At 66.2% G+C, this 25,495-nt stretch carries 19 protein-coding genes; 7 read left to right on the top strand and 12 right to left on the bottom strand.

The window, feature by feature from the left end; genetic code table 11:
- Nucleotides 1–5: 5 nt before the first annotated feature.
- Nucleotides 6–1,235: a tyrosine--tRNA ligase gene (tyrS, locus tag CAL18_RS01485; RefSeq protein ID WP_094817201.1), complete on the bottom strand. Its 1,230-nt coding sequence runs from the start codon at nt 1,233–1,235 to the stop codon at nt 6–8.
- A 278-nt stretch (nt 1,236–1,513) separates the two neighbouring features.
- On the opposite strand from tyrS, the gene CAL18_RS01480 reads away from it, so the two are divergent.
- Both CAL18_RS01480 and CAL18_RS01475 read left to right on the top strand, forming a co-directional pair.
- Nucleotides 1,514–2,929, top strand: coding sequence for a M23 family metallopeptidase (locus CAL18_RS01480; RefSeq protein WP_094795842.1), 1,416 nt, complete (start codon nt 1,514–1,516; stop codon nt 2,927–2,929).
- Between the two features lie 18 nt (nt 2,930–2,947).
- Nucleotides 2,948–4,084: an anhydro-N-acetylmuramic acid kinase gene (locus CAL18_RS01475; RefSeq protein WP_094817200.1), complete on the top strand. Its 1,137-nt coding sequence runs from the start codon at nt 2,948–2,950 to the stop codon at nt 4,082–4,084.
- A gap of 62 nt (nt 4,085–4,146) precedes the next feature.
- Here the strand turns inward: CAL18_RS01475 and erpA are convergent, their stop codons facing one another.
- The 7 genes from erpA to pmbA all read right to left on the bottom strand — a co-directional run bounded on the left by erpA (nt 4,147) and on the right by pmbA (nt 10,830).
- Nucleotides 4,147–4,515: an iron-sulfur cluster insertion protein ErpA gene (erpA, locus tag CAL18_RS01470; protein WP_026640704.1), complete on the bottom strand. Its 369-nt coding sequence runs from the start codon at nt 4,513–4,515 to the stop codon at nt 4,147–4,149.
- Between the two features lie 89 nt (nt 4,516–4,604).
- Nucleotides 4,605–5,354 carry a DUF6776 family protein gene (locus tag CAL18_RS01465; protein ID WP_094795840.1) on the bottom strand — a complete coding sequence of 250 codons (750 nt, stop codon included), beginning with the start codon at nt 5,352–5,354 and terminating at the stop codon, nt 4,605–4,607.
- 45 nt (nt 5,355–5,399) lie between these two features.
- Nucleotides 5,400–6,464, bottom strand: a complete 1,065-nt coding sequence (gene argC / locus CAL18_RS01460) for an N-acetyl-gamma-glutamyl-phosphate reductase (protein WP_026640702.1) — start codon at nt 6,462–6,464, stop codon at nt 5,400–5,402.
- Between the two features lie 123 nt (nt 6,465–6,587).
- On the bottom strand, nt 6,588–6,980 hold the full coding sequence (gene rpsI / locus CAL18_RS01455) for a 30S ribosomal protein S9 (protein WP_026640701.1): 393 nt from the start codon (nt 6,978–6,980) through the stop codon (nt 6,588–6,590).
- 9 nt (nt 6,981–6,989) lie between these two features.
- Nucleotides 6,990–7,418 carry a 50S ribosomal protein L13 gene (gene rplM, locus CAL18_RS01450; RefSeq protein WP_026640700.1) on the bottom strand — a complete coding sequence of 143 codons (429 nt, stop codon included), beginning with the start codon at nt 7,416–7,418 and terminating at the stop codon, nt 6,990–6,992.
- 752 nt (nt 7,419–8,170) lie between these two features.
- The gene (locus CAL18_RS01445; protein ID WP_026640699.1) at nt 8,171–9,268 is read right to left on the bottom strand and encodes a TRAP transporter substrate-binding protein; all 1,098 of its coding nucleotides are present in this window, start codon (nt 9,266–9,268) and stop codon (nt 8,171–8,173) included.
- Between the two features lie 194 nt (nt 9,269–9,462).
- Complete coding sequence (gene pmbA / locus CAL18_RS01440) at nt 9,463–10,830, bottom strand: metalloprotease PmbA (RefSeq protein WP_094817199.1); 1,368 nt, start codon at nt 10,828–10,830, stop codon at nt 9,463–9,465.
- Nucleotides 10,831–10,887: 57 nt separating this feature from the next.
- Between pmbA and yjgA the strand changes: the two genes are divergently transcribed.
- Both yjgA and CAL18_RS01430 read left to right on the top strand, forming a co-directional pair.
- Nucleotides 10,888–11,436, top strand: coding sequence for a ribosome biogenesis factor YjgA (gene yjgA, locus CAL18_RS01435; protein WP_094795837.1), 549 nt, complete (start codon nt 10,888–10,890; stop codon nt 11,434–11,436).
- Nucleotides 11,437–11,492: 56 nt separating this feature from the next.
- Nucleotides 11,493–12,173 carry an alpha/beta hydrolase gene (locus tag CAL18_RS01430; protein WP_026640696.1) on the top strand — a complete coding sequence of 227 codons (681 nt, stop codon included), beginning with the start codon at nt 11,493–11,495 and terminating at the stop codon, nt 12,171–12,173.
- 41 nt (nt 12,174–12,214) lie between these two features.
- Here the strand turns inward: CAL18_RS01430 and CAL18_RS01425 are convergent, their stop codons facing one another.
- The gene (locus CAL18_RS01425; protein ID WP_094817198.1) at nt 12,215–14,686 is read right to left on the bottom strand and encodes a GNAT family N-acetyltransferase; all 2,472 of its coding nucleotides are present in this window, start codon (nt 14,684–14,686) and stop codon (nt 12,215–12,217) included.
- Nucleotides 14,687–14,812: 126 nt separating this feature from the next.
- On the opposite strand from CAL18_RS01425, the gene gltX reads away from it, so the two are divergent.
- Nucleotides 14,813–16,225: a glutamate--tRNA ligase gene (gene gltX / locus CAL18_RS01420; RefSeq protein WP_170940266.1), complete on the top strand. Its 1,413-nt coding sequence runs from the start codon at nt 14,813–14,815 to the stop codon at nt 16,223–16,225.
- 43 nt (nt 16,226–16,268) lie between these two features.
- On the opposite strand, the gene CAL18_RS01415 is transcribed toward gltX, so the two are convergent.
- The 3 genes from CAL18_RS01415 to CAL18_RS01405 form a co-directional block, all read right to left on the bottom strand.
- Complete coding sequence (locus tag CAL18_RS01415) at nt 16,269–17,468, bottom strand: MFS transporter (protein ID WP_094817197.1); 1,200 nt, start codon at nt 17,466–17,468, stop codon at nt 16,269–16,271.
- Nucleotides 17,469–17,481: 13 nt separating this feature from the next.
- Complete coding sequence (locus CAL18_RS01410; RefSeq protein ID WP_026640692.1) at nt 17,482–18,003, bottom strand: hypothetical protein; 522 nt, start codon at nt 18,001–18,003, stop codon at nt 17,482–17,484.
- Between the two features lie 152 nt (nt 18,004–18,155).
- On the bottom strand, nt 18,156–18,617 hold the full coding sequence (locus CAL18_RS01405) for an Lrp/AsnC family transcriptional regulator (protein ID WP_026640691.1): 462 nt from the start codon (nt 18,615–18,617) through the stop codon (nt 18,156–18,158).
- A 119-nt stretch (nt 18,618–18,736) separates the two neighbouring features.
- Between CAL18_RS01405 and CAL18_RS01400 the strand changes: the two genes are divergently transcribed.
- Together CAL18_RS01400 and CAL18_RS01395 are read left to right on the top strand one after the other, a co-directional pair.
- A complete protein-coding gene (locus CAL18_RS01400) occupies nt 18,737–22,243 on the top strand; it encodes an indolepyruvate ferredoxin oxidoreductase family protein (protein WP_094817196.1) in 3,507 nt (1,168 codons plus the stop codon).
- Between the two features lie 306 nt (nt 22,244–22,549).
- Nucleotides 22,550–25,474, top strand: a complete 2,925-nt coding sequence (locus tag CAL18_RS01395) for a ribonucleoside-diphosphate reductase subunit alpha (protein ID WP_094817195.1) — start codon at nt 22,550–22,552, stop codon at nt 25,472–25,474.
- Nucleotides 25,475–25,495: the final 21 nt, after the last annotated feature.

The raw sequence follows: 25,495 nt of genomic DNA, 5'->3' as shown, positions 1-25,495 counted from the left end.
GCTTCCTACCCTGCCAAGTTAACACGAGCGAACTTGCGCTTGCCCACCTGGAGCACGTAGGTGCCCGCCTGTAATTGCAACGATTTGTCTTCAACGCGGTCGCCGTTGACGCGTACGCCGCCTTGTTCGACGTTGCGCTGCGCTTCGGCGCCCGAGGCCGCCAGCCCCGCTTCGCGCAGCACTTTGAGGATGCCGAGCGGCGCGCCGGCCATATTGATTTCGGGGATGTTCTCGGGAATGGCGCCATCGCGAAAGCGCGCCTGGAAAGCCGCCAGCGCGTCTTCGGCGGCGCGCGGCGAATGGAAGCGCGCCACGATTTCCTGGGCCAGCGCCACCTTGGCGTCGCGCGGGTTGGCCCCCGCATCGATACCGGCCTTCAGCGTGGCGATATCTTCAAGCGAACGGAAGGAAAGCAGCTCGTAATACCGCCACATCAGCGTGTCGGAAATCGACATCAGCTTGCCGAACATGGATTCGGGCGTTTCGGAAATGCCGATGTAATTGCCCTTGGACTTGGACATTTTCTCGACGCCGTCCGTGCCTTCGAGCAGCGGCATGGTCAGCACGCATTGCGGCGCCTGGCCGTATTCTTTCTGAAGCTCGCGCCCCACGAGCAGGTTGAATTTCTGGTCGGTGCCGCCCAGCTCGAGGTCGGACTTCAGCGCCACCGAGTCGTAGCCCTGCATCAGGGGGTACAGGAACTCGTGCACGGCGATGGGCACGCCGCCCTTGAACCGCTTGGTGAAGTCTTCGCGTTCCATCATGCGCGCCACGGTGTAGCGCGAAGCCAGCTGGATCAGCCCGCGGGCGCCCAGCGGGTCGCTCCATTCGGAGTTGTAACGGATCTCGGTGCGCGCCGGATCCAGCACCAGGCTGGCCTGGGCGTAATAGGTCTTGGCGTTTTCTTCGATTTGCTCGCGCGTGAGCGGCGGCCGGGTGGAATTGCGCCCGCTGGGGTCGCCGATCATCGAGGTGAAATCGCCGATCAGGAAAATGACGGTATGCCCCAGGTCCTGGAGCTGGCGCATTTTGTTGAGCACCACGGTGTGCCCCAGGTGGATGTCGGGCGCGGTGGGATCCAGCCCCAGCTTGATGCGCAGCGGCACGCCCGTGGCGCGGCTGTTGGCCAGCTTGCGGGCGAATTCGGACTCGACCAGCAGTTCGTCGCAGCCGCGCTTGGCGACACGCAGGTCGGCCTCGACTTCAGGAGTAATAGGGGCTTCGGATTGAGACATAACAAGGGGAAACAGGGGCGGACGGCGCAAAAAAGGTGTAAAAACTGCCAAAAAAGGCCTAAAGTCGGTCGAAAATTCTATCCGAATCGGCTAGGATACGGCCCTAATCATACGCAACTGTCGCCGTTACAGTAGCTGTCTTCGTTACATACCAGTTGTTCACCCGATGCGTCGCAGGGGCGCAAGCCCGTCCGCGTGCCGTTACGCACGCCAGGGGCAGCCTGCATCCCGCGCCCGCATCCTGAGTCCACAACGTACCATCTGAAAGGTCCCGCACGATGAATCGAGGCTCAGACAGCCCGGCCGGCACCCGCAATAGAATAGCCGCCCTGTTCGCCCCCCGTTCAGCGTCCTCGTCGTCCCGCCGCCCCGGCCTGATCCGCCGCACTCTTCTGGTTACCGCCATTGGCCTGTTCGCCGGTGCCGCCGCGCTGGGCATGGTGCAACAGCCCGACCGCACCGAACTGCCCCCGCAGCGCCAGATCCAGAGCGTGCTGTCGCTGGAACCCACCGATGTCAGCGTCAGCGCCACCGACAGCGCGGCGCCGTATATCAGCGAAACCCGCATCCGCCCCGGCGACACGCTGGCTTCCGTGCTGCAACGGCTCGAGGTCGACGCGCCCGGGCTGCAGCGCTTTCTTACCCAGTCGCCCGACGCCCGCAGCATCTATAAGCTGTATCCCGGCCGTTCGGTGCAAGCTGCCACCGATGCCGAAGGCAAGCTGGTATGGCTGCGCTATGTGCACACCCCCGGCGAAGAAAACAACGGGCAGGTCACGACCAGGATGCTCCTGGTCACGCCTTCCAGCACATCCTACACGGCCCGCGAAATCAGCGACAGCACCGAGAGCCAGACGCGCGTAGCCGTAGGCACCATCCGCTCGTCGCTGTTCGGCGCCACCGACGCGGCCGGCATCCCCGATTCGGTCACCATGCAGATGGCCGATATCCTCAGCTCCAAGATCGACTTCCTGCGCGACCTGCGCCGCGGCGACCAGTTCCGCGTCGTCTACGAGGTGCGCTCGCACCAGGGCCGTTATGCCGGCGCCGGGCGTGTCCTGGCCCTGGAATTCGTCAACAATGGCAAGACGCACAGCGCCGTCTGGTTCAGCCCCGACGGCAAGAGCGGCAGCTACTACGATTTCGAGGGCGCCAGCCTGCGCGGCGCCTTCCTGCGCACGGCACTGAAGTTCTCTCGCATCAGCTCGACCTTCGGCATGCGCATGCATCCGGTGCACAAGACCTGGATGGGCCACAAAGGCGTCGACTACGCCGCCCCCACCGGCACCCCCATCCATTCCACGGCCGACGGCACGGTGGAATTCTCCGGCTGGCAGCGCGGCTACGGCAACGTCGTCATCATCAAGCATTTCGGCAAGTATTCCACCGTCTACGCGCACCAGAGCCGCATCGCGCCCGGCATCAAAAAGGGCTCGAAGGTCTCGCAAGGCCAGCTGATCGGTTACGTGGGGTCTACCGGATGGGCTACCGGGCCGCACCTGCACTATGAATTCCGGATCGACAACCGGCCGGTCAACCCGCTGGCGGCCGACTTGCCCGTGTCGCGTCCGCTTGAAGCCGCCGAGGCCGCCAAATTCAAGACGGCGGTGCTGCCCTACAAGCAGCAAATCGCGTTGCTGAAGGAATTCCAGCAAACACTGCCCGAGGCCGCCACCAACGTGGCCAGCCGCTAGGGCTGCGCAGCGCCAGCCATGACGCAATCCGGCGGCCAGCATATGCCCGTAGCTGGCCGCCTTTTCATTGGCCTGATGTCGGGCACCAGCATGGACGGCGCCGACGGCGTGCTGGTGCGCCTGGCACCCGGACAGGCGCCCGAAGTGCTGGCCACGGCGGCCCTGCCCATGCCGGGGCCGCTGCGCGATGAGCTGCTGGCGCTGAACCGCAGCGGCGCCGACGAACTGCACCGCGCCGCCCTGGCCGCTCAGGCATTGGCCAGGCTGTACGCCGATGCCGTGCAGGCCCTGCTGCAGCAGGCCCGTCAGCCCGCCAGCGCCGTCAGCGCCATCGGCGCGCACGGCCAGACCGTGCGCCATCGCCCCGAACTGGGCTATACCCTGCAGCTCAATGCCCCCGCCCTGCTGGCGGAACTGACCGGCATCGACGTAGTGGCCGATTTCCGCAGCCGCGACGTGGCGGCCGGCGGCCAGGGCGCGCCGCTCGTGCCACCGTTCCATGCGGCCATGTTCCAGGCCGCCCACGAACGCGCCGTGCTCAACCTGGGCGGTATCGCGAACCTGACACTGCTATCGCCCGGTGCGGCGCCGCGCGGCCTGGACACCGGCCCGGCCAACGTACTGCTGGACCTCTGGTGCCAGCGCCACACCGGCCAGCCCTATGACGAGGCGGGCCAGTGGGCAGCCAGCGGACGTGTCCTGCAACACTTGCTTGACCACCTGCTGGCCAGCGAGCCCTGGCTTGCACTGCCTGCTCCCAAATCCACCGGGCGCGACCTTTTCAACGCCGCATGGCTGGATGAGCGCCTGCGCACCTATGGGGGCCCCGCCCCAGCGCCAGCCGACGTGCAGGCCACCCTGCAGCGGTTTACTGCGCAGACTGTCGCCGACGCCCTGCATCAGGCCGCCCCGGGCGCCGTCGACGTGCTGGTGTGCGGAGGCGGCGCGCGTAACCCGGGGCTGATGCGCGAACTGGCTGCTTGCCTGCAAAGGCCCGTAAAGCCCACCGACGCCGAAGGCGTTCCCGCCCAATGGGTCGAAGCGCTGGCATTCGCATGGTTGGCGCAAGCCTTTCTAGACCGCACGCCAGCCGGCGTGCCGCAGGTTACCGGCGCGCGCGGGCCGCGTGTATTGGGCGCGCTGTATCCGGCGTAGGCCGGCGCCAAAATGAAAAAGCCCCCATGCCGGGGGCTTACATGCAGCCTGGCGGGGCTGACTTACACCGAGAACGAAGATCCGCAGCCGCAGGTGGTGCTGGCGTTGGGGTTACGGATGACGAACTGGGCGCCTTCGAGATCTTCTTTGTAGTCGATTTCGGCGCCGACCAGATACTGGAAGCTCATGGGGTCGACCAGCAACTGCACGCCGTTCTTGTCGAGCACGGTGTCGTCGTCGTTGACGGCTTCATCGAACGTGAAGCCGTACTGGAAACCCGAACAGCCCCCGCCCTGCACGAACACGCGCAATTTCAGTTCGGGGTTGCCTTCTTCGAGCAGCAGGTCCTTGACCTTGGCCGCGGCGGAATCGGTGAAGACCAGCGGCGACGGAGGCGCCTGGAGGTCGACGGTTTCGGTGACAGCATTCATGGTAGAGCTCCTGGCCGCGTGGGGCCGTATATTAGGCAGGCGGACGCGCCGCCATCTATGTGTTCACTATAGCGCAGACGGGGCGAGGCTCAAAATTCGAGCTTGACCGTGCGCGAGGCGCGTACGGTGCTGCCCTCGAGCACGCTGATTGTCACTGTTTCGGGGACAAAACCCGCGGGGATTTCCAGCACCCCTTCGCTGCGCTGGTATTGGTCGAATTGCAGCGCCAGCGGCCCGCCGCCCGATGCGGGCACGGCGCCGGGGTCGGCCGGCGTATCGGTCTTGAGCTGCATCGGAACCAGGTCTACTGATACCGTTTCCCCCTTGAGCACGCCCGCCGCCTGGAAGCGCAGCATGCCGATGAAAGGGCTGTCGCCACGGCCGCTGCGCATCAGCAGGACCCGGTACTTCAGGCCGGGCCCTTCGCGCTGGAGTTCGGCGCCTCGGATATCGACCGCGCCCTCCGGCCCCGGCGGCAGCAACTGTTCAAAAAAGGCGAGCCGGTCGCGCACGGCGCCCAACTCGGTAGTGGCGGCGCGCAACTGGGCTTCGAGCTCTTGGCGCGCGGCGCGCTCGATGGCGATTTCGCCATCGGCTGTATCAAGCTGGGCCCGCAGGAAACGGACTTCGGCCTGACTCTGGCGCAAGGCGGCTTCGTGCGCGGCCATCTGGGCGGACGTGACCACGACGGTGTTGTCCGAGGCCGCGGATTGGCCCGCGTACCACCAACCCGCCGCCGCGCCCAGCGCCAGCCCCATAACCAGCACGCACAACAACGCCGGCCAGCGCCAGGCCGATTGCGTACGCTGTGCGACGGCGGGATCGGGTGCGGGCTGCATTACGACTGGCGGGCCGGATGCGTGGCGCAGCGGGACCGGCCGGCATTACGGCAGAATGGCAACGTGCTCGAGCCCGGCGGATTCAGGCAGGCCGAACATCAGGTTCATGTTCTGCACCGCCTGGCCCGAAGCGCCCTTGACGAGGTTGTCCTGCACCACCAGCACCACCAGCAGGCCCGAGCCCTGCGGACGGTGCAGCGCGATGCGCAGGTTGTTGGACGCCCGCACGGAACGCGTTTCGGGCAGGCTGCCGGCAGGCATGACGTCGACAAAGGGTTCGTCGGCGTAGCGCTTTTCGTACAGGGCCTGGAAGTCGGTGTCCATGGCTTCGGGACGGATGCGCGCATACAGCGTCGAATACATGCCGCGTATCATGGGCACCAGGTGCGGCACGAACGTCAGCCCCACCTTGCCGCCCGCCAGCTTTTCGAGCTGCTCGGTGATTTCGGGGTGGTGGCGGTGGCCCGCGACGCCATAGGCCTTGAAGTTGTCGCTGGCTTCTGAAAACAGCGAACCCACTTCGGCTTTGCGCCCTGCGCCCGACACGCCGGACTTGCAGTCGGCGATGAGGGTTTGCGTATCTACCAGCTGCGCGCCGTTTTCGAGCACCGGGGCCAGGCCCAGCAGCACCGTGGTGGGGTAGCAGCCGGGGTTGCCCACCACGCGCGCCTTGGCCACGGCGTCGCGATTGAGCTCGACCAGGCCATAGGCCGACTCGGACAGCACATCGGGGCATGCGTGCGGCATTTTGTACCAGCGCTCGAATGCGGCCGTGTCCTGCAGGCGGAAATCCGCGGCCAGGTCGATGATGCGCGTGCCGGCGGCGAGCAGTTCCTGGGCTTGAGCCATGGCCACGCCGTGCGGCGTGGCAAAGAACACCACGTCGCAATCGGTAAGCCTGGCTTTTTCGGGCGTAGAGAAAGCCAGCTTCACGCGCCCGCGCAGATTGGGATACATGTCGGCCACCGCCATGCCGTCTTCTTTGCGCGACGTGATGGCGGTGAGTTCGACGTGGGGGTGCTGTGACAGCAGGCGCAGCAGTTCGACGCCGGTATAGCCGGTGCCGCCGACAATGCCGACCTTGATACGGGAATTCGATGCCTGGGCCATGGTGAGTGCTTCCGTAAGACGAAAAACAATTGTATCGCTAGCGCGCGGCGGCTAGATGCAACGGCCGGTGCATGAGCAGGCGCATAAACAAAAAGGCCGCTTTCGCGGCCTTTTTGCAGGACATTAGCGCTTGCTGAACTGCTTGCGCCGACGAGCCTTGCGGAAGCCGACTTTCTTGCGTTCGACTTCACGGGCGTCGCGAGTGACGAAGCCAGCCTGCGACAGCGCGGGCTTGAGCGCCGCGTCGTAGTCGATCAGGGCGCGGGTGATGCCGTGACGCACGGCACCGGCCTGGCCGGTGACACCACCACCATGGACGTTGACTTTGATGTCGAACGATTCCAGGTGGCCGGTGAGTTCGAGCGGCTGACGCACGATCATGCGGCCGGTTTCACGAGCGAAGAATTCGTCGACGGGCTTGCCGTTGACGATGATCTTGCCCGACCCTTTCTTGATGAAAACACGAGCCACCGAGGTTTTGCGACGGCCGGTTCCGTAGTTCCAGTTACCGATCATGGCGTTTCCTTAGAATTCCAGCGGCTTGGGCTGCTGAGCGGTGTGCGGGTGCTCGGCACCGGCGTACACCTTGAGTTTCTTGATCATGGCGTAGCCCAGCGGACCCTTGGGCAGCATGCCCTTGACAGCCTTCTGGATGGCGCGGCCGGGAAAACGCTGCTGCATTTTCTCGAAGTTCGTTTCACGGATACCGCCCGGGTAGGTGGTGTGGCGGAAGTACTTCTTGTCTTGCGCCTTGTTACCCGTGACGACGATTTCAGCGGCGTTGATGATGACGATGTAATCGCCGGTGTCAACGTGCGGCGTGAATTCGGGTTTGTGCTTGCCACGCAGGCGGCGTGCGACTTCGCTGGCCACACGACCGAGGACTTTGCCCTTGGCGTCGATCACAAACCAGTCACGCTGGACTTCATGCGGCTTGGCCACAAAGGTCTTCATGATGGTTCCTAAGTAGAAAATTTTTCTTGCCGGAAAAGCCAGGCAAGAATTTTTCCCTGGTTTCGGTGTGTTTTGGGAATGAACCCGCCACAGGCCTAAGCGTTATTACCCGCCCGTGCCGCGAACCGGAATAAGGGAAAGCTGATGATTCTAGCACGATTGCGCAAGTATTGGGCAGGTTGTGGGGGCTGAGTCGCTCTCGGGAAACTGCGATTTGAGTTCTTCAGCCGCCAGGGCGTGCCGCAGTGGGGCCGGGCAAAGCCCGTCGGGCTCGGGCGCATACAGGCGCCCTCGGCCGGCTGCGCCGGCTGCCCCGCCGGTCAACTCGCCCGGCCCCACTGCGGCACGCCCTGGCTCACAGAAGGGCAAATTGGTGCCGTTGCACTCGCGTGAAGGTTGCAGTGGCAGCGTCCCGGGGCTGCCACGCTGGCCATTGAGTCTGAAGACAAGACGCCACGGCCTGCTTCTCCGTAGTCCTGGGTGGTCTGGGCAGGCGGGGGCGGCGCACGTGCGTCGGGCTCGGGCGCATGCAGGCGCCCTCGGCCGGCTATGCCGGCTGCCCCGCCGCCCAACGCGCCGCCCCCGCCTGCCCAGACCCCCAGGACGGCCCCGGCAAGCACTCACAGCGTGCCACCCTCTGATGCCCTGGATATATGAGCACCCGATCCCGGCGAACAAAAAAATCGGGGCGAGCCGCAGCCCGCCCCGACATCCGGGCGGCCCACCCGCAGGCAGGCCGCCAGCAGCCAGACTTACTTGTTGGCCGACATCGCCACGCCCAGGTACTGGTCGTACGAGCCTTCGGCAAGCCGGAACCAGGGCACCACGCTGTCGCGAAAGCCCATGTAGTTCTCGTACAGCGCCTTGAACTTCGGATCTTTGTCAGAGAACTCTTTGTACACCGTTTGAGCAGCCGCGTACGACGCATCCATGACCGAACGCGGGAACGGGCGCAGTTCGGCGCCCGCGGCGACCAGCTTGCGCAGCGCGCCGGGGTTGACGGCGTCATAGCGCGACGTCATGGCCACGTGGGCCACGCGGCTGGCGGCTTCGACGATGGCCTGGTACGACTTGGGCAGGCTGTTCCAGGCGCCTTCGTTCAGGTACAGCGACACCTGGGGACCGCCCTCCCACCAACCCGGGTAGTAGTAATACTTGGCGACCTTGTTGAAGCCCAGCTTTTCATCGTCGTACGGGCCGACGAATTCCACGGCGTCGAGCGTGCCTTTTTCCAGCGACGGGTAGACGTCGCCGCCCGCCAGCTGCTGCGGCACCACGCCCAGGCGCGAGAGCACCTCGCCCGCGAAACCCGCGGTGCGCATTTTCAGGCCCTTCAGGTCGTCGACGGACTTGATTTCCTTGCGGTACCAGCCGCCCATCTGCACGCCCGTGTTGCCCATCGGGAAGTTGATGATCTTGTGCGGCGCGAACATTTCGCGCGTCAGCTTCATGCCGTCGCCGTCGAACATCCAGGCGTTCATCTGGCGCGCGTTCAGGCCGAAGGGCACCGCCGCATCAAAGCAGAATGCCGGGCTTTTGCCGTAGTAGTAATAGGACACCGTGTGTCCGCATTCGATCGTGTTGTTGGAGACTGAATCCATCACCTGCAGCGCAGGCACGATTTCGCCGCCAGGGAAATGGCGAATGGTGAACTTGCCGGCCGTGGCTTCGTTCACGAACTTGCAGAAGATCTCGCCAGTGCCGAACAGCGTATCCAGGCTGCGCGGAAAGCTGGAGGCCATGCGCCAGTTCAGGGTGGGCGCGTCTTGCGCGAATACCGGTGCGGCAACCGCGGCGCTACCCGCCACGGCGCCCAGGCCGGCATGTTTCAGAAAGGAACGACGTTGCATATGGGTTGGCTCCTCGGTGGCAACTCGGTATGGGATATCGCGGGCGATACGCCGCAGATGCGATACGCCGCAGATATTACACGCTGTTAAAAATTGGCTCTATGCGGGGTTTCCGCGAATCAGGGATGCGGAAATTCCCGGACCGCGCGGGGGCCGGGGCGGCCCCGGGCGGGCCCCGCCCCCTGCGGCGCGTGTCAGGCGCCCGCGATCGACATCTGTTCGATCAGGATGGAGCCGGTGCGCTTGGTGCCGCGGGCGATGGTGTCCGCCCCTACGGCCACGATCTGGCGGAACATGTCGGCCAGATTGCCGGCAATGGTGACTTCTTGCACCGCGTGCTGGATTTTGCCGTTTTCGACCCAATACCCGAACGCGCCCCGGGAATAGTCGCCCGTGACGTAGTTGACGCCCTGCCCGATGAGCTCGGTGACCAGGAATCCCGTGCCCAGCTTGCGCAGCATGGCCTCGAAATCATCGTCGGGCCGGGTCAGGCGCGATGTAAGGGTCAGGTTGTGCGAGCCGCCGGCGTTGCCGGTGGTAACCATGCCCAGCTTGCGTGCGGTATAGCTGGACAGGAAATAGCCTTCCAGCACGCCGCCCGACACAACACTGCGCGCCCGCGTGCGCACGCCTTCGTCGTCGAACGGCGAACTGCCCATGGCTCCTGGTACATGCGGGTCTTCGGCCACGTCGATGTGGCTGGCAAAAATGGGTTTGCCCAGCGAGTCGACCAGGAAGCTGGCTTTGCGGTACAGGGCTCCGCCGCTGGCGGCCTGCGTCAACGCGCCCAGCAGGCCCAACGCCAGGGGCGCCTCGAACAGCACCGGGAATTTGCCGGTGCGTATGCGCCGCGCCGACAGGCGCGACAGCGTGCGCTCGGCGGCATAGCGGCCGACGGCCTCGGGCGCCGCCAGGCGGGCCGGGTCGCGCTCGGACGTGTACCAATAATCGCGCTGCATGTTGTTGCCGCGCCCGGCGATGGGCGCCACGGACAGGCTGTGGCGCGAATACGGGTAGCCGCCCAGGAAGCCGCGCGTATTGCCCATGACGAATTGGCCTTCGTACGTGCCGACCGTCGCGCCGTCGGTATTGCTGATGCGCGGATCGACCGCGCGGGCAGCGCGCTCGGCGCGCAGCGCCAGCTCGGCCGCCTGCTCGGTGCTGACCGGCCAGGCATAGTGCAAGGCCAGGTCGGGAATGTCGGTGGCCAGGTGCTCGGCGTCCGGCAGCCCGGCGGCCGGATCGGCGGCCGTGTGGCGCGCGATGTGCCAGGCTGCCTCGACGGTCTGGCGCAGCGCCGCATCGGAGAAGTCGGACGTCGAGGCCGAACCGCGGCTATTGCCGGCGTAGACGGTGAGGTCCAGGGAGCGGTCGCGAGTCTGCTCGACGGTTTCGATATCGTTCTTGCGCGCCGTGACCGAAAGGCCAAGGCTTTCGGAAACTTCGGCCGCGGCGTCGCTGGCGCCGATCTGGCGCGCGTGCGCAAGAACCTGTTCGATTAATTCGCTGAAGCGCGCGTGGTTGGCGGCCAGGGGCAGTGAGGAGGAGGAAGAATTGACCATTGCAGTCCAGTGTACAGAGACGGTTATCATAGCCAAGTCTGTGTCTACGCTGTTCCCATGACTTCCCCTATTCCTGACCCGGCCGAACCCGGCTTCGACGACAACGGCTACGACCGCCCCAGCAAATCGCAGGTCAAGCGCGAAATGCATGCCCTGCTCGACCTGGGCAAGCAACTGATAGACCTGCCCGACGACAGGTTGAAACAGTTGCCCCTGGCCGAACGCCTGTACGAAGCCATCCGCCTGGCGCAACGCACGACCAGTCGCGAAGGCCGCCGCCGCCAGACCCACTTCGTGGGCAAGCTGATGCGCGACGCGCCGGCCGAAGAAATCCGCGCGCAACTCGATACCTGGCAGAACGGCTCGCGCGAAGAAACGGCCGCCATGCACCGGCTGGAAACCCTGCGCGAGCGCCTGCTGCAAGACGACGAGGCGCTGACGAAGCTGCTCGAAGACCACCCCGGCGCCGACGTACAACAATTGCGGGCCACCATCCGCGCGGCGCGCAAGGAAGCGCAGCACAATGCCAATCTGCAGCCCGGCCAGGAACCGCAGCGCAAGCACTACCGTGCCCTGTTCCAGGCCCTGAAGGCCCTGACCGCCTGACCCGCCGGCCCGCCGCGCTTGTGCGGCCCCGTCTTCTCTTATTGATTGGAATACCTATGAGCGATCAATCCGCCCTGCTCGACGGCATCGAGATCGAAACCGCCCCCAATCCCACGCATGCCGTGATCTGGCTGCACGGCCTGGGCGCCGACGGCAACGACTTTGCGCCCATCGTGCCCGAACTGGGCCTGGGTTCCGCCCCTGCGGTGCGTTTTGTTTTTCCACACGCGCCTGTACAGCCCGTGACGATCAACGGCGGCATGGCCATGCGGTCGTGGTACGACATCCTGGTCACCGACCTGGTCCGCCAGGAAGACGCAGCGGGCATCCGGCGTTCGGAAGCCGCCGTGCGTGCGTTGATCGCACGCGAGAATGCGCGCGGCATTCCCACGTCGCGCATCGTGCTGGCCGGCTTCTCGCAGGGCTGCGCAATGACGCTGCACACCGGGCTGCGCCTGGAAGAAAAGCTGGCCGGCATGATCGGCCTGTCGGGCTATCTGCCCCTGCTGGATCTTGCGGCGGCCGAGCGCCACGCTGCCAATGCCGACACGCCGATCTTCCTGGCCCATGGCACGTTCGACCCCGTCGTGGCGCTGCCGCGCGCCCAGGCGACGCTTGCGCACTTGCAGGCGCAGGGCCACGACGTGCGCTGGCATACCTACCCCATGCCGCATTCGGTGTGCGCGCCGGAAATCGCGGATATCGCGGCGTTCCTGCGGGAAGTGCTCGCCGGCTGACGCCCTTCCCGCGCGCCTGAGACGGCCGTTCAGCAGCCGTCTCAGGCGCCGGCCCGGCCCGTCTGCGCGGATGCCAGCGGCAGCCATACCCGGCGCATGGTGGGATCTTCCGGGTCGGGGTCGTTGGTAAAGCCCAGGCGCGTCATAAGGGTCAGCATGGGGCGGTTATTGGCCAGCACCAACCCGTCGATATATTCCAGGCCCTGTTCGCGCGCGGCGTCGATCAGGGCCTGCATCAATTGGCCGCCCAGCCGGCGGCGCTGCCATTCGTCGCCGATGACCAGGGCATATTCGGCGCCGCGCCCGTCGGCGTTGCGCAGGTAGTGCGCAAAACCAATGATGACTTCGCGCGGATGCCCGCGGTTGGCCGGATTGGGCACCTGGGTCGTGGCCACCAGCGCCAGTTCGCGGTGGTAGTCGATCTGCGTGTAGCGCGCCACCATGCGCGGCGTGAGCTCGCGCATCATGGACACGAACCGCATATATCGCGACTGTTCGGACAGGCCCCGGATGAATTCCTGCAGGCTCTGGGCGTCTTCGGGACGAATGGGCCGGATCACCCATTCGGTGCCGTCGTCGAACTGGCGGGCTCGCACCAGCCGGGCCGGATACGGGTGTATGGCCATGTGCGGATAGCCGCTGGCCCGGGGCGTGGCGCAGCCGGGCTGGGCGCACAGCGTGACGCGCAGCTCTGCCGCGCGCAACAGCGTTTCGCCCGCGTACAGCGGATCGATGTCGAGCGTTTCTACGTCGGGCAGTTCTGAAATCAGCTCGGACACCTGCACCAGCGCCTGCTGCACGGCCTCGGCCGCGGCACCGGTGAGCTTCGGGGCGAACACACGGCGCCACGCCCGGCTGCGCTCGATCAGCTGGCGGGCCAGGAAACTGTTGAGGGGCGGCAGGTCCATGCCGCGGTCGGTGCCGCTGGCCAGCACGGCGTCGGGGCCGCCCGCGCCGAACTGGATGACCGGCCCGAAGCGGGGGTCGCGTCGCACACGGATCGCCATGGGCCGCGATTCGGGCCCGCCGGGCAGCACGCCGGGCGGCACGTCACGCAAGGGAACGTAGAACGCGTCAAGCAGACTGCGGCATTCGGAGGCCGACAGATCAACGCGGCCCTGCGCGCGGGCGCGTTCGACGATGGCGCGCGCCCGGGCGATGTCGGGCAGCCGGCTGGGGGGCTCGGGCGGCAGCGTCTGCAGCAGCAACTGCTGGTTGTAATAGTGCGTGGCCAGCACGCCGAAGGCGTCGGCGGCCGACTCCGGCGTGCGGAACGCCGGCGTGCCGGCATCGTCAAGCATGCGGCGCAGAGGTCGCATGCCGGCATCGCCCATGAAACAGCTGACCACAGGCTTGGAGGCCTTGGGCGTCAGCTCCGCCAGCTGGCGCGCCACCGCCGGCATGTCGGCCAGCGCATCGGGAGCCAGCAGCACCAGCACGCCGTCGACACCGCTGTCGTCGATAAGACATTCGAGTGCCACACGAACACGTTCGGGCGTCAGCGGAACATAGGTGATGACGGGATTGTCGGTAGCCGCGTCGGGTTCGAGCAGGCCGGCCAGCGCGCGCCGGGTGGCGGGCGCCAGTTCGGCCTTGAGCACCGCCGCATCGGGCCCGATAAGATCCAACGCAAGCTGCGGCGGGCCGCTGCCGTTGGAAAGCAGCGCCACGCGCCGCCCGCGCGGACGGCGCTTGTAGCCCAGCACCTTTACGGCAGAGAACAGCTGCACAAAATATCGCACCCGCACCGCGCCGGCGCGCCGCAGTGCCGCGTCGAGCGTGGCGTCGCTGCCCGGCGGGCCATCGCGCCCGGCCTTGAGCACGATGACGGGCTTGATACTGGCCGCGGCCCGTAGCGCGCTCATGAATTCGCGCGTGGCGCCGGGTTCTTCAAGGTACAGCACGATGCTGTCGGTGCGCGGGTCGCTGGCCAGGAAGTCGAGCACCTGCGCCAGGCCGACCACGGCTTCGTCGCCCAACGACACGGCGGTGGAAAACCCGATGTGCACGTCTTCGGCCCAATCCATGACCGCGGCGGTGATGGAACGCGACTGCGCCACCAGCGCCACCCTGCCCGGGCGGGCCAGGGCGGGATGCTGGCTGAGATTCAGCCCGGCGTGCGGACGCTGCGCCCCGAAGGCGCGCGGCCCCAGCAGCGCGCAGCCGGTTTCCTGGGCCCAGGTGCGGCAAAGGGCCAGGGTGCCGCCCGGGTAGGGGTCTGGCAGTTCATGCGGCAGCACGATGGCCGCGTGGGGGCGCAACGGCGCCAGGCGACGCAGCGTTTCGGGCAGCACCGCGGGGGACACGCACACAATGGCCAGATCGGGCCGCTGGCCGTCGGCCAGGCCTTCGCAGGCCGACGGGAGTTCGGGCGCCACCCCGACCTCCGCGTCGATGCGAGTGGTGCGTCCGCGCAGCGCCGCGGGCAATGTGTCGGCCAACGGCAACAGCCGGTCGGCGACGATCAGCAGCGATCGGGGCTCGAACAACGGGGCAAGCGCATGTCGCAGCATGGGCGAATCGGGGCCGTCATCTAAAATACGGCCATCGTAACAAGACGGGCACCGGGCCGCCATGACCGCGCCGGTGCATTTCCCGCGACCCGTACGCGGCCCGCCCCCCTGCTTTTTGCTGCCTCTATGACTGCTACCCCTGCCACCATCCGTACCCGCTTCGCACCGTCGCCCACAGGCTTTCTGCACCTGGGCGGCGCGCGCACGGCGCTGTTCGCCTGGGCGTTTGCCCGCCACCACAACGGCGTATTCGTCCTGCGCATCGAAGATACCGACGTCGAGCGTTCCACCCCGGAAGCGGTGCAGGCCATTCTGGACAGCATGGATTGGCTGGGCATGCAGCCCGACGAAGGGCCGTTTTATCAAATGCAGCGCATGGACCGCTACCGCGAGGTCATCGCGCAGATGCTGCGCGAGGGCACTGCCTATTACTGCTATAGCTCGCCCGAAGAAGTGGAAGCCATGCGGGAAGCGGCGCGCGCCCGGGGCGCCAAGCCCCGCTACGACGGCACCTGGCGGCCCGAGCCGGGCAAGACGTTGCCGCCCGTGCCGGCCGGCCGCCAGCCGGTGGTGCGGTTCAAGAGCCCGCAAGACGGCGCCACGGGCTGGAACGACATGGTCAAGGGCCCGATCAGCTTCGATAACGCCGAGCTCGACGACCTGATCATCGCGCGGCCCGACGGCACGCCCACCTACAACTTCTGCGTTGTGGTCGATGACTGGGACATGGGCATCACGCATGTGCTGCGAGGCGACGACCACGTCAACAACACGCCGCGCCAGATCAACATCCTGCGCGCGCTGGGCGCCGAACTGCCGGAATACGGCCACGTGCCCATGATCCTGGGCCCGGATGGCGAGAAGCTTTCCAAGCGCCATGGCGCGGTCAATGTCATGGAATACGACGCGCAGGGCTATCTGCCCGAAGCCATGGTGAACTACCTGGCGCGACTGGGCTGGAGCCACGGCAATGACGAACTGTTTACGCGCGAGCAGCTCGTGCAATGGTTCGATACCCGCAATCTGTCGAAATCGGCCTCGCAGTGGGACCCGAAAAAACTGAACTGGGTCAATGCGCACTACATCAAGCAGATGGATGACGCCGAACTGGCGGCGCGCGTGGCGCCGCGCATCCAGCGGCGCGGCGGCAACCCGGCGGCGGTGGACCTGGCCGCAGCCGTGGCTCTGTTGAAAGACCGCGCCGAAACGCTCGAGCAGCTGGCCGAGGCCGCCCTGCTGTTCTGCAAGCCGTACCAGCCTGCCCCTGCCGAACTCGCCGAGCAGCACCTGACGCCGGCGGCGCGCGAGGCGCTGGCCGATTTTGCGCAACGCGCGCGTGGCGCCGACTGGACGAAGGATGCGATTTCGGCGCTGATCAAGACGGTGCTGGCCGAGCGCGGCCTGAAAATGCCGCAACTGGCGATTCCGTTGCGCGTGGCCGTGGTCGGTCAGACGCAGACACCGGCAGTGGATGCCGTACTGGCGCTGATCGGCAAAGACACCGTGCTGCAGCGCCTGGACGCGGTGGCCGCGGCGTAGCGGCGCTGCGCCGCCGAACGCGGCGGACGGATGCGCGCCGGCCTTAGCCGGCCGGCGGCGGCGCGGCCAACTGGCGGCGTCGCAACGCCCAGGCGAAGCCCGCGCCCACCACGGGCAGCAACAGGGCAGCGGCCCCGAACAGGCTGGCGGCGCCCGCGGTGTCCACCACCAGTCCGGCCAGAGCGACACCAACGGCCTGGCCGATGAACAGCGACGACGCGAACCAGGCAACCGCCGTGCCGCGTGCGCTGGGCACCATCTGCGTGGCATGGGTCTGCAGCGTGGCGTGCAGGAAGTAATAGCCCAGACCCGCAAGCACGCTGGCCGTCAGCGCCCATGGCCAGCCCGGCCCCAGCAGGTAGCCCAGGAACGCCGCGCTCAATAACAGGCCGCCGGCGACCGCCAGGCCTCGTTCACCAAGGCGCCGCAATACGGGCGCGGCAATCACCGTATAAAGCAGGCCCCCCAGCGCATATACCGAGGCGACCGCGCCGGCGCTGGCCAGCGGCAGCCCGAAGCGGGCATGCAGATACGCCGGCACAAAGGCCAGCGCGCCAAAAACCAGCAAGGCCTCGACAAAGACAATGGCAAGCACGACCCGCGCCCACGGCACACCGAGCACCGTGCGCGCCTGGGCCAGCAAGCCCTGACGAGGCGCCGCGCCGGCGGCAACGTGCGGCGCCTGCGCCGCAGCCTCGCGGCAGAGCAGCACGCCCACCACCAGAAAGCCGGTTACCAGCGCGGCGAAGGCCCAGCGCCACCCTATCGTGTCGGTAAACCAGCCGCCCAGCAGCTGGCCGGCGGCCATGCCGAGGATCGTGCCCGTAAGAAATCGCGCCAACGTCGCCTGGCGATGCTCGTACGGCACGTTGTCGCCTATCCAGGCCATCGCCAGCGGCACGATGCCCGCTCCGGCCGCCCCCGACAGCGCGCGGCATATCACCAGCATGTCCAGCGACGAGGCAAAGACGGCCCCTGCGCTTCCGATGGCGCACGCAAAAGTGGCCACGGCCACCACGCGATACTTGCCATAGCGGTCGCCCACCGGGCCGAAGAACATCTGCAGCACGCCATAGGCCACGGCAAAAGCGGTAACCGTGGCGGCCGCCTGGCCGGTAGAGGTGCCGAAGTCCGCCGCCAGCCTGGGCAGCACCGGGTCGCATATGCGGATCGCAGCCGCGCTGACGAACGCGGCCAGCGTCAGCAACAACAAGGCGCGACTGTGCGGGGAAGCCGGTGACATGAACTGCCGCCCGTCAGTCGGGCAGGCGGTAACCGGCGGGCATGCGGCGAGCCGTGATGACCTGGCCGCCTTCCCTCAATTCGCGCAGCGTCAGGCGCGCGCCGTCGGCTTTGACGACGCGATAACGGTTCTGATAGATGGGGTCCGCCGCATCCACGAGTTCGCCGTTGGATCGCGTGGTGTGCAGGGTGAGCACGCCGTCGGCCAGTTTCCAGCAGCCGGTCTCGCGCAAGCCGGGACGCACCCGCTTGCCTACCTTGAGTTGGGTGGTGAACGACATGGTTCCGTCGGCCGACAGGGTCACAAGCGCGGTGTACTGCCCGGACACCCCGGGCGGCCGCGTGTTCGACTGCCAGACGCCTGCCAGGTTCTGGCCCGGCGCGGCTGGGGTGCAGGTCGGCGCCGCGGGCGCCGCAGGCGCGGCAGAAGCCGCAGACGAAGCAGAAGATGAAGCGCCATTGCGTGCGACGCATCCGGCCAGCACCAGCACGGCGCCTGCCGCGCCGATCCGGCGTAACCACAACTGAGTGTTCATGAAATCCTCATTACCGCGCGCGCCGGCCGCGGCAAGCAGCCGTCGGCACGTCGGCGCGCGCATGTGGGACTCTAATGACCGCACCGCCGCGATGCAATCGCGGGGCGCCGGGATGGTGTGCGTGCGCAACACTCGTCCCCGCGCCGCCGGGCTCATCCCGCGTTCAGCGGCAGGCGCACTTCGTGCTTGATTTCGCGCAGCGCCACAATCGTGCGCGTCTGGCGGATGCCCGGCAGATTGAACAGGAAGCGATGCAGGAACCGATCGTAGGCCTCGGGGCTTTCGACCAGAATCTTCAGCAGAAAGTCGGAATCGCCCGTGACGGCATAGCATTCCAGGATCTCGGGCGCATCGCGCACGGAACGCTCGAAATTCTCGACCGTGCTGGCCGAATGCCGTTCCAGGCTGATCTGCGCAAACATGCAGCCCTGCAGCCCGACCTTGCCGCGGTCGACCTGCGCGCTGTATCCGGTAATGACTCCGGCGGCTTCCAGCGCCTTGACCCGCCGCCACACCGGGGCGGCCGACAGGCCCACCTGCTCCGACAGCTGTTGCGCCGAGGCCCGGCCGTCGGCCTGCAGCGCGCGCAATATGCCTATATCGGTCTTGTCCATGCCCACCCCCTCCTGAACGAAATGTTTATTTCAAATTATAGGGATTACACGATCCGATAACGCAATGTTTGCGCAGTGCCACGCACCTATCATGAACTCTGAGAATAGGAGCGCCCATCATGGACGGCACGCCCGCACACGAGCCATGCCTGGACCTGGACTACCAGCTGCAGGACAACCTGACACGCACCCGCGGCCGCATCTTCCTGACCGGCACGCAGGCACTGGTGCGCATGCTGGTGACCCAGCGGCGGCTGGATCGCGAGCGCGGCCTGAATACGGCGGGGTTCGTGTCCGGCTACCGGGGCTCGCCGCTGGGCGGCGTGGACATGGCCATGTGGAAGGCGCACAAGGTGCTCGACGCGCACCAGGTCACCTTTGTGCCGGGCATCAACGAGGACCTGGCCGCTACCGCCGTGATGGGCACGCAGCAGGCCGGCGTGCGCAGCGACCGCAAAGTGGATGGAGTGTTCGCACTATGGTACGGCAAGGGCCCGGGCGTGGATCGCGCCGGCGATGCCCTGCATCATGGACATGCGGCCGGCGCATCGCGGCATGGCGGCGTCCTGGTCGTGGTGGGCGACGACCACACGGCGGTGTCGTCGTCGATTCCCCATTCGAGCGAAGCGTCTCTGATCGGCTGGCAGATGCCCATCGTGCATCCGGCCTCTATTGACGAATATGAAGCGTACGCGCTGTGGGGCTGGGCCCTGTCGCGTTACAGCGGCGCATGGGTGGCCTTCAAGGCCATTTCGGAAACGGTAGAAAGCGGCCAGAGCTGCCTTCCGGCGCCCGCCGTGCATTACGACATGCCGGCCGACCCCGGCCTGCCGCCAGAAGCGCTGGAATACACCGCGCGCGACTTCCTGTCGCCGGCGGTCGAGTTGCGCATGCAGGCGCGGCTGCGCGCCGTGCGCGCCTTCGCGCGCCGCCACAGCATCGACCGGCTGGCCTGCCCCGCGCCGCGCGCCCGGGTGGGGCTGGTGGCGGTGGGCAAAGCCTATCTCGACACCATCGAGGCGCTGGCCCGGCTGGGCATCGACCCGCATGGCGCCGATACGCCTGTGCGCATCTACAAACCGGGCCTGACCTGGCCGCTGGATGCCGAACGCGTGCTGGACTTCGCCCGCGGGCTGGCGCACGTCATGGTCATCGAAGAAAAAGGCGCGATAGTAGAAAGCCAGATCAAAGACCTGCTCTACAACTTGCCCGAGCGCCCCACCGTGGTGGGCAAGGCCGGGCTGGATGGCGAGCCGCTGGTGCCGTCGGCGGGCCAGCTGCGCGCATCCCTGCTGGCCGCGCCTTTGGCGGCGTGGCTGGGACGCAGCGCCGGCATACGCGCGGCCGCCGATCCCGCCCTGCTCAGCTGCCCCGCCCCGCTTTCCAACGATGCGGACGGCATGCGGCGGCGACCGTATTTCTGTTCGGGCTGCCCGCACAACAGTTCGACCAAAGTGCCGCAGGGCAGCCAGGCCTTGGCCGGCGTAGGCTGCCACTATATGGCCGCGTGGATGGACCGCGACACCGGCGGCCTGACACAGATGGGCGGCGAAGGCGTCGACTGGGTGGGCGCGTCGCGCTATATAGAAATGCCGCACGTGTTCCAGAACATGGGCGAAGGCACGTATTACCACTCGGGCTACCTGGCGATCCGCCAGGCCGTGGCGGCGCGCGCCAATATCACCTACAAGATCCTGTTCAACGATGCCGTCGCGATGACAGGCGGCCAGCCGGTGGACGGACCGATATCGGTGCCGCAGATCTGCCAGCAATTGCAGGGCGAAAACGTGGCGCGCATCGTGATCACCACGGACGAGCCCGAAAAGTACCGCGGCGTGAAATTGCCCGACGGCGTGGATGTGCACCATCGCCGCGAGCTTGACCGCATACAGCGCGAACTGCGGGACACGCGCGGCGTCACCGTGCTCATTCACGACCAGACCTGTGCGGCCGAAAAGCGGCGGCGACGCAAGAAACAGCAGTTTCCCGATCCGCCGCGCCGGCTGCTGATCAACAGCGCCGTCTGCGAAGGTTGCGGAGACTGCGGGGTGCAATCGAACTGCCTGTCTATCGTGCCGCTGGAAACGCCGTACGGCCGCAAGCGCGCCATCGACCAGTCCAGTTGCAATAAAGATTTTTCCTGTGCAGAAGGCTTCTGCCCCAGTTTCGTGTCGGTGCTGGGCGGTACGCTGCGCAAGCAGGCCGCGCCGGAGCCACAGGCGCCGGCATGGCGCGACCGCCTGGCCGACCTGCCCACGCCGTCCGTGCATACTCCCGAGCAGCCGTACCGCATTCTGGTGGCGGGCATGGGCGGAACCGGCGTCATTACGATCGGCGCGATCATCTCGATGGCTGCGCACCTGCAGGGTCTGTCCGCGTCGGTGCTGGACCTGACCGGCCTGGCCCAGAAAGGCGGCACCGTCATCAGCCACATCCGCCTGGCCCCGCAGCACGCAGCCAATGGCCCGGTGCGGCTGGATTGGCAGCAGGCGGATGCGGCCATTCTGTGCGACCCCGTGGCCGCCGTGTCGCCCGATTCGCTGGGCGCGCTGCGGCGCGGCCATACGCAGGTTACCGTCAACACCTACGTGGCGCCCGTGTCCGAATTCACGCGCGACCCCGACGCGGCCCTGCGCCCGGAGGCGCTGTTGGCCAAGATCCGCCACGCGGCCGGGGAATCCGCGACGGCCGCGCTGGATGCGCATCACGCCGCGCAGGCTTTGTTCGGCGACAGCATCCTGTCGAACATGTTCATGCTGGGTTACGCGTGGCAGCGCGGCGGCGTGCCGCTGTCGCACGCCGCGCTGGCCCGCGCCATCGAACTGAACGGCGTGGCCGTCAAGGCCAACCAGGATGCTTTCGAAGCCGGGCGCCTGGCGGCTCACCAGCCTCAGGCGCTGGAAAGCGCGCTCAGGCCGGCCGCGCAAGTGGTGCAGCTGCATGTGCCCGAATCGTTCGAAAGCGTGGTGCAGCGCCGCGTGCGCGACCTGACGGCCTACCAGAACGCCGGCTATGCGCGCCAGTATCGCGAACTGGTCGAGCAGGTCGCCCGGCGCGAGCGCGAGCTGGCTCCCACGGCCCGCACGCCGCGCCTGGCCATGGCCGTCGCGCGCAATCTGTTCAAGCTGATGGCCTATAAAGACGAATACGAAGTCGCGCGCCTATATACAGATGGCGCGTTCCAGCAGCAGCTGCGCGCGCAGTTCGAAGGCAGCTATACGCTGCGCTTTCACATGGCGCCGCCCTTGCTGGCGCGCAAAGACCCCCATACCGGCGTGGCGCGCAAAGTGGCCTTCGGCCCCGGCCTGATGCCCGCCATGCGGGTACTGGCGCGCATGAAAGGCTTGCGCGGCACGTGGCTGGACCCGTTCGGCTACAACGCCGAACGACGCCTGGAACGCGAACTGATCGACGAATACCGCGACACGGTACAAGTGCTGCTGGCCCACCTGAGCCCCGCCAACATCGGGCAGGCCGCCGGCATCGCCGCCATGCCCGATATGGTGCGGGGCTTCGGACACGTAAAGGCGGCTAACATCGCAAAGTACCGCGACGGCTTGCGACGGGCATTGCAGAACTACGTGCCGCCGGCTTCTCCGCCGGTTTCCCTGCGCAGAACCGCGTAAAACCGACGCTGATAGCAAGCACTACGCCGTGCGCGCCACACTGACGCCGCTATTACATTTGATCACAATTAAAACATCGAACTAACGTCTCCTGCGCCTTGTCCCCCGCGGCCCGCATCACTAGAATTTGTATGACCAGAGGGGGTGTTACACTATATGTAGTGGTCGCCAGAACAGCCGGATTCACTTCCGCCTGGCGCAGCCGAGGGCATTTCCCCGGCAATATAGACCCCTTTTCCCGATACATCAGCGCCGGCATGGGCCCAGCCCATGCCGCTTATCTACGCTAGTCCCACAGGAGCTTCCATGCAGACTTCGATCGCCTCTGTGACCCGGCCCGCCGCCGTGCCGCCGTCTCAAACCGACGCCCCCGCCGATCCCAACGCGGGTCAATGGGCCAGCTACAACGTCATCCGGCGCAATGGCTCCGTGGTGGGTTTCGAGCCCAGCAAGATCGCCATCGCCATGACCAAGGCCTTCCTGGCCGTCAACGGCGGCCAGGGCGCCGCGTCGGCGCGCGTGCGCGAGCTCGTCAGCAACCTGACCACTCAAGTGGTCAACGCGCTGGTCCGCAACCGCCCCGCCGGCGGCACCTTCCATATTGAAGACATCCAGGACCAGGTCGAACTGGCCCTGATGCGCTCTGGCGAACACGACGTGGCGCGCGCCTACGTGCTGTACCGCGAAAAACGCGCCCAGGAACGCGCCGCCGCCGCCGAAGTGCTCGAACAGGCCGCGCCCGCCGCCGCGCAGGAAAGCCACCTGAACGTCGTCGACAACGGCGTGCAGCGCCCGCTCGACCTGGCCGCCTTGCGCGCCACGATCGAGGCCGCCGGCGAAGGCCTGACCGAATTCATCGACACCGAAGCCATCCTGAAAGAAACGGTCAAGAACCTGTACGACGGCATCCCCGTCGACGAAGTGTTCAAGTCCGCCATTCTGTCGGCGCGCGCGCTGGTCGAAAAAGACCCGGCCTACAGCCAGGTCACGGCCCGCCTGCTGCTGCACACGATCCGCAAGGAAGTACTGGGCGAAGAAGTTTCGCAGGCCGCCATGGCGACCCGCTACGCCGATTACTTTCCCACCTTTATCCAGCGCGGCATCGAAGGCGGCCTGCTGGACGCCAAGCTGGCCGAATTCGACCTGGCCCGCGTAGCCGCCGCACTGGACGCGCAGCGTGACCTGCAATTCGGCTACCTGGGCCTGCAGACGCTGTACGACCGCTATTTCCTGCACATCCGCGGCACCCGCATCGAACTGCCGCAGGTGTTCTTCATGCGCGTGGCCATGGGCCTGGCGCTGCGCGAGCCCGACCGCGAAGCCCGCGCCATCGAGTTCTACGAGATTCTCTCGTCGTTCGACTTCATGAGCTCGACGCCCACCCTGTTCAACTCGGGCACGCTGCACTCGCAGCTGTCGTCGTGCTACCTGACCACGGTGTCCGACGACCTGGAAGGCATCTACGACGCCATCAAGGAAAACGCGCTGCTGGCCAAGTACGCTGGCGGCCTGGGCAACGACTGGACGCCGGTGCGCGCGCTGCGCAGCCACATCAAGGGCACCAACGGCGAAAGCCAGGGCGTGGTGCCGTTCCTGAAGGTCGTCAACGACACCGCGGTGGCGGTGAACCAGGGCGGCAAGCGCAAGGGCGCGGTGTGCACGTACCTGGAAACGTGGCACCTGGATATCGAAGAATTCCTCGAACTGCGCAAGAACACCGGCGACGAACGCCGCCGCACGCACGACATGAACACGGCCAACTGGATTCCCGACCTGTTCATGAAGCGCGTCATGGAAAACGGCGAATGGACGCTGTTCTCGCCGTCCGACTGCCCCGACCTGCACGACAAATACGGCAAGGCATTCGAAGAAGCCTACCTGGGCTACGAAGCCAAGGTCGCCCGTGGCGAATTGACGCTGTACAAGAAAATGCCGGCCGTCTCGCTGTGGCGCAAGATGCTGTCGATGCTGTTCGAAACCGGCCACCCGTGGATCACGTTCAAGGATCCGTGCAACATCCGTTCGCCGCAACAGCACGTCGGCGTGGTGCACAGCTCGAACCTGTGCACCGAGATCACGCTGAACACCAACGAATCTGAAATTGCTGTTTGCAATCTGGGTTCCGTGAACCTGGTTGCGCACATGAAGCCGGCTGCCGGCGGCGGGTTCGAACTCGACCACGACAAGCTCAAGCGCACGGTGCGCATTGCGATGCGCATGCTCGACAACGTGATCGACATCAACTACTACGCCGTCAAGAAGGCCAAAGATTCCAACGAACGCCATCGCCCGGTGGGCATGGGCATCATGGGCTTCCAGGACTGCCTGCAGATGATGCGCGTGCCGTATGCGTCGCAAGCCGCTGTCGAATTCGCCGATCGCTCGATGGAAGCCGTGTGCTACCAAGCATATTGGGCATCGAGCGAACTGGCGCAGGAACGCGGCCGCTATCCTTCGTACGAAGGCTCGCTGTGGTCGCGCGGCATCTTGCCGCAAGACACGCTGGCGATGCTGCGCGAAGAACGCGGCGGCAATGTCGATGTCGATGAGTCGAGCACGCTCGATTGGGATGCGTTGCGTGCGCGCATCAAAGAACATGGCATGCGCAACTCGAACTGCATTGCAATTGCCCCAACTGCGACAATTTCAAATATCATTGGCGTATCTGCGTGCATCGAACCCACTTTCCAGAACTTGTACGTCAAATCGAATCTCTCCGGCGAGTTCACGGTCGTAAACGAATACCTTGTTCGTGACCTGAAGAAACTCGGTCTCTGGGACGAAGTCATGGTCGCCGACCTCAAGTACTTCGACGGCAGCCTGTCCCGTATCGATCGCGTACCTTCCGAACTTCGCGAACTCTACGCCACCGCATTCGAAGTCGAACCGCGCTGGCTGGTCGAGTGCGCATCGCGCCGGCAAAAGTGGATCGATCAGGCCCAGTCGCTCAACATCTACATGGCGGGCGCATCGGGCAAGAAGCTCGACGACACATACAAGCTGGCGTGGCAGCGTGGCCTGAAGACCACCTACTACCTGCGCACGCTGGGCGCCACGAGCGCCGAAAAATCCACGGGCCGCGGCGGCGAGCTGAACGCCGTCAGCGCCACGGGCGCCGCTTCGGTGGCCGCCGGTGCGGCCCCTGCCTTGCCGGAACCCGAAGTTCTCGGGGCGGTTTGCACCATGAGGCCGGGCGACCCCGGCTTCGAAGAGTGCGAAGCCTGCCAGTAATCACCACCGCCTCCGGAGAAT

The sequence above is a fragment of the Bordetella genomosp. 7 genome (assembly GCF_002261415.1).
Classification (GTDB): domain Bacteria; phylum Pseudomonadota; class Gammaproteobacteria; order Burkholderiales; family Burkholderiaceae_B; genus Bordetella_A.
Note: the sequence above shows the minus strand (reverse complement) of the source record. Positions and strands in the feature narration are given on the sequence as shown.

Coding starts and splice junctions, on each gene's coding strand:
- CAL18_RS01415 (WP_094817197.1), bottom strand. CDS start 17,468: ATGTCACCGGCTTCCCCGCACAGTCGCGCCTTGTTGTTGCTGACGCTG.
- CAL18_RS01395 (WP_094817195.1), top strand. CDS start 22,550: ATGCAGACTTCGATCGCCTCTGTGACCCGGCCCGCCGCCGTGCCGCCG.
- rpsI (WP_026640701.1), bottom strand. CDS start 6,980: ATGATCGGTAACTGGAACTACGGAACCGGCCGTCGCAAAACCTCGGTG.
- erpA (WP_026640704.1), bottom strand. CDS start 4,515: ATGAATGCTGTCACCGAAACCGTCGACCTCCAGGCGCCTCCGTCGCCG.
- CAL18_RS01425 (WP_094817198.1), bottom strand. CDS start 14,686: ATGCTGCGACATGCGCTTGCCCCGTTGTTCGAGCCCCGATCGCTGCTG.
- tyrS (WP_094817201.1), bottom strand. CDS start 1,235: ATGTCTCAATCCGAAGCCCCTATTACTCCTGAAGTCGAGGCCGACCTG.
- rplM (WP_026640700.1), bottom strand. CDS start 7,418: ATGAAGACCTTTGTGGCCAAGCCGCATGAAGTCCAGCGTGACTGGTTT.
- CAL18_RS01465 (WP_094795840.1), bottom strand. CDS start 5,354: ATGCAGCCCGCACCCGATCCCGCCGTCGCACAGCGTACGCAATCGGCC.
- yjgA (WP_094795837.1), top strand. CDS start 10,888: ATGACTTCCCCTATTCCTGACCCGGCCGAACCCGGCTTCGACGACAAC.
- CAL18_RS01400 (WP_094817196.1), top strand. CDS start 18,737: ATGGACGGCACGCCCGCACACGAGCCATGCCTGGACCTGGACTACCAG.
- gltX (WP_170940266.1), top strand. CDS start 14,813: ATGACTGCTACCCCTGCCACCATCCGTACCCGCTTCGCACCGTCGCCC.
- CAL18_RS01430 (WP_026640696.1), top strand. CDS start 11,493: ATGAGCGATCAATCCGCCCTGCTCGACGGCATCGAGATCGAAACCGCC.
- argC (WP_026640702.1), bottom strand. CDS start 6,464: ATGGCCCAGGCATCGAATTCCCGTATCAAGGTCGGCATTGTCGGCGGC.
- CAL18_RS01410 (WP_026640692.1), bottom strand. CDS start 18,003: ATGAACACTCAGTTGTGGTTACGCCGGATCGGCGCGGCAGGCGCCGTG.
- CAL18_RS01405 (WP_026640691.1), bottom strand. CDS start 18,617: ATGGACAAGACCGATATAGGCATATTGCGCGCGCTGCAGGCCGACGGC.
- CAL18_RS01475 (WP_094817200.1), top strand. CDS start 2,948: ATGACGCAATCCGGCGGCCAGCATATGCCCGTAGCTGGCCGCCTTTTC.
- CAL18_RS01480 (WP_094795842.1), top strand. CDS start 1,514: ATGAATCGAGGCTCAGACAGCCCGGCCGGCACCCGCAATAGAATAGCC.
- pmbA (WP_094817199.1), bottom strand. CDS start 10,830: ATGGTCAATTCTTCCTCCTCCTCACTGCCCCTGGCCGCCAACCACGCG.
- CAL18_RS01445 (WP_026640699.1), bottom strand. CDS start 9,268: ATGCAACGTCGTTCCTTTCTGAAACATGCCGGCCTGGGCGCCGTGGCG.